Source organism: Ponticaulis profundi (assembly GCF_042659465.1).
Classification (GTDB): domain Bacteria; phylum Pseudomonadota; class Alphaproteobacteria; order Caulobacterales; family Hyphomonadaceae; genus Ponticaulis; species Ponticaulis profundi.
Window position 1 is genome coordinate 1 of sequence record NZ_JBHSSW010000035.1, and the last position, 2,677, is coordinate 2,677.

Consider the following 2,677-nt stretch of genomic DNA (forward strand, 5'->3'; position numbering starts at 1 on the left):
CGGGCGACCTGGCTGTTCTTGCGCGTCTCGGCCAGCTCCACCGCGTTCCACAGCGCCGCCCGGTCCTGCACCCAATCCGGCGCATCCGCAGGCGCGAGGGTCTCGACGTGATCGACCCCGCCGCGTGCGCGGTAGTCGAAGGCGAGGCCGGTGCGCTGATCCACGATCAGCTCGGCACTGCGATACGCGGCCGCCGCCGTGGCGCTGCGCCCGGCAGAGCGGGAGATCATCGTGGCTCGAAGATGATAGATCGCCATATGCGCGCGCGCTCTTGCCTGGGGTTCAAAGGGGAATGCAGTTGCCCCTTTGCCCACACAAACGTGCAGCGTTTGTATAAGTGGGCACTTCGTGTCTTGCACCCTACGCTCAGCGCCTCCAGACTTGCAACCATTGAGCGACCACAGGATTTCAAAATGCCCAGGACCATTGACCAGCAGATCGCCGAGGCACAGGCCAAGCTGAACCGCCTCAAGACCCGACAGAAGGCCAGCGACACCCGACGCAAGATCATCGTCGGCGCCATCGTGACGACAGAGGCTTTGAAGGACCCGAAGATCGCCAGATGGATGGCGTCCACCCTGCGCAAGAACGCCACCCGCGAGGTCGATCAGAAGGAAATCGCGGGACTGCTGGCCGAGTTGGACGCGAAGGCGGGCACCGCATGAGCGCTGCTGCCAAATCCCCCGCCGAGCTGATTGCCGACCTGACCGACCAGGTGCGGCTCCTGCGCCAGGACGTAAGCAACCTCACCGCCACCGCAACCACCAAGGCCGAGGCGGCACGGCTCAGGGCCTCGGTGCAGAAGATCACCATCGACGCCCTGGAGCAGAACCGGCAGATCGCCAGCACCGCGGCCGAGATGTCCCGCCGCATGCACCGCGACAGCCTCACCGCCGCCCAGGAGGCCGCAGGACAGGCCGTGAGGGGGCTGGAGGATCAGATCAGGGCCGCCGCCAACCACATGCGCCTGGAGGCCGTCAAAGGCCGCCAGCAGGCCCTCTACAGCTTTGGAGGGGGTCTGGCCGTCTTCGGAGGAATTGCCGCCCTGGGGGCCGTTCTGGGCATCGTGGCGCTGCTCCTGATCCAAGGGCGCGGTGATGCTCATTCCTTTGGTCGCAACCCTGGGCTCTTCTGCGGCTCCGCGGGTGGAGAGCGCGGAACCCTTGCCAGTAGCGGAGAGGGATACTGCGTCTTCTGGCTTGATTGATGATCGGCCTATGTCCCGGCTCCCTGACAAAGGTTCGCAGGGGTCGTTGCAGTTGCAGGATATGCGCAATGTCTACCGAAATTGCATTTCGGCATCCGCGCTGCGTGTTGGAACGCCTCCCAAGGTCTTTGACGGTTATGACTCGTTATGCGGTCACGACGTAGCAGCAAGTCAAAGCAATTGCACTGAGCCTTGTTTTTCGTGCAGTTTTCTGCCTGTCGAGCATAGCTTTCGGGCTAATACCCCCCCTGCGCGGTCTGATGCATAACAATCGCTCTACAGATTCTCTTCTCGAAAGAGAACGGGCCGGTTTATGACCGGCCCATCCATGGCTCTATGCGATCTTAGATCGTGAGATCGTCTGGCTCTGTCCCGGCCACGATGGCCTCCCGAAACCAAACCGGCTGCCGACCACGTCCTGACCAGACCTGATCCGGATTGCTCGGATTACGATACTTTGGGGCGACCGCACCACGCTTCGCGGTTTTGGCCTCCGCAAGTTCGGAGAGGGAAAACCCGTATTCGCGGGCCTTTTCCTCAAGATCGCGTCTGGCCTCAGCTTTGCGGCGGTCGTCATAATTGGCGATGGCCTTGTCGAGATCCTTCTTGAGGCGCTTCAGGTCCTCGAGGCTCATGGTGTCGAAATCGATATTAAACATAGCTACCCTTACATTTTCAGTCGGCGCCCGAGTTATGTGCCATCAAATCCAAAAAGAAGAGGGCATATAGCGAGGAGAGAAAAATATTTTGTCATGCGTAATGTGCAATTACCCTGCATTTTGAAACCATAACAAAAATCTATCAGACCTCTTGTACCCAAAAGTAAGAATCAAAAGTTCTCCATCCGGCGGGCCACGAGATCGTAATGCCTGTTCAGTTTCTTTTCGAAACAGGGATAGACCAAGTGATCCGTTCAGAACTGCTGGCAAAGCTTCGCCAGGAAAATCCTCGTCTGACCGCGCTTGCCGCGGAAAAAGCTTTGGACACGATCCTGGACGAGATCGCCAAGACCCTGAGCCAAGGTCACAGGGTAGAGCTGCGCGGGTTCGGGAGTTTCTTCAGCAAGGTCCGGGTTGCCCGGACGGGTCGCAATCCGAGAACCGGAGAGGCCGTGGACGTGCCGCCCAAGCGGCACATGCATTTTCGGGCCTCAAGGCAGCTCCTGGAGCGGCTCAACCGCCCCACAACCCCTGGCTGATCCCCGCCCCCCTGCGCGGCCTGGCGCATAACACCTCATATCCGGAAGAATGCAGCCAGAGGTTGAAGCGCCACGCCCGCGACAGGCGCCGTCTCACCAGCAAATCCCGCCGTTGCCACCAGCACCGCAGTCGAGATCCAGACCTTCCCCCTGACCCCCACCCGCCGCGCGCGCATACGCTCGCGGAGTCGTCCGCTCAGCCCACAAGGGGCTTCGCAAACGACGGCAAACAAAAACTCCACAATCCGTCCATCCGGCGGGGGGTCGCCAGC

The 2,677-nt window shown here is 60.8% G+C and carries 6 protein-coding genes; 3 read left to right on the top strand and 3 right to left on the bottom strand.

Annotated elements, in window-relative coordinates:
- A partial coding sequence (locus ACFQDM_RS15335) for a MobA/MobL family protein (RefSeq protein WP_377380530.1) occupies positions 1 to 257 on the bottom strand: 257 nt, incomplete at its 3' end.
- A gap of 156 nt (positions 258 to 413) precedes the next feature.
- On the opposite strand from ACFQDM_RS15335, the gene ACFQDM_RS15340 reads away from it, so the two are divergent.
- Together ACFQDM_RS15340 and ACFQDM_RS15345 are read left to right on the top strand one after the other, a co-directional pair.
- The gene (locus ACFQDM_RS15340) at positions 414 to 665 is read left to right on the top strand and encodes a hypothetical protein (RefSeq protein ID WP_377380532.1); all 252 of its coding nucleotides are present in this window, start codon (positions 414 to 416) and stop codon (positions 663 to 665) included.
- Positions 662 to 1,207 (top strand): hypothetical protein, encoded by a 546-nt coding sequence (locus ACFQDM_RS15345; protein WP_377380534.1) that lies wholly within the window; start codon positions 662 to 664, stop codon positions 1,205 to 1,207. Before ACFQDM_RS15340 ends, ACFQDM_RS15345 begins: the two co-directional genes overlap by 4 nt.
- Before the next feature lie 344 nt (positions 1,208 to 1,551).
- On the opposite strand, the gene ACFQDM_RS15350 is transcribed toward ACFQDM_RS15345, so the two are convergent.
- On the bottom strand, positions 1,552 to 1,866 hold the full coding sequence (locus tag ACFQDM_RS15350; protein WP_377380536.1) for an H-NS histone family protein: 315 nt from the start codon (positions 1,864 to 1,866) through the stop codon (positions 1,552 to 1,554).
- Positions 1,867 to 2,072: 206 nt separating this feature from the next.
- On the opposite strand from ACFQDM_RS15350, the gene ACFQDM_RS15355 reads away from it, so the two are divergent.
- On the top strand, positions 2,073 to 2,405 hold the full coding sequence (locus ACFQDM_RS15355) for an HU family DNA-binding protein (protein WP_377380538.1): 333 nt from the start codon (positions 2,073 to 2,075) through the stop codon (positions 2,403 to 2,405).
- Positions 2,406 to 2,440: 35 nt separating this feature from the next.
- On the opposite strand, the gene ACFQDM_RS15360 is transcribed toward ACFQDM_RS15355, so the two are convergent.
- The coding region (locus tag ACFQDM_RS15360) for a hypothetical protein (RefSeq protein WP_377380540.1) at positions 2,441 to 2,677 on the bottom strand (237 nt) is incomplete at its 5' end.

What these genes read in the sequence shown, in the direction of transcription:
- ACFQDM_RS15345 (WP_377380534.1), top strand. Translation starts at nt 662, where the DNA reads ATGAGCGCTGCTGCCAAATCCCCCGCCGAGCTGATTGCCGACCTGACC.
- ACFQDM_RS15340 (WP_377380532.1), top strand. Translation starts at nt 414, where the DNA reads ATGCCCAGGACCATTGACCAGCAGATCGCCGAGGCACAGGCCAAGCTG.
- ACFQDM_RS15350 (WP_377380536.1), bottom strand. Translation starts at nt 1,866, where the DNA reads ATGTTTAATATCGATTTCGACACCATGAGCCTCGAGGACCTGAAGCGC.
- ACFQDM_RS15355 (WP_377380538.1), top strand. Translation starts at nt 2,073, where the DNA reads ATGCCTGTTCAGTTTCTTTTCGAAACAGGGATAGACCAAGTGATCCGT.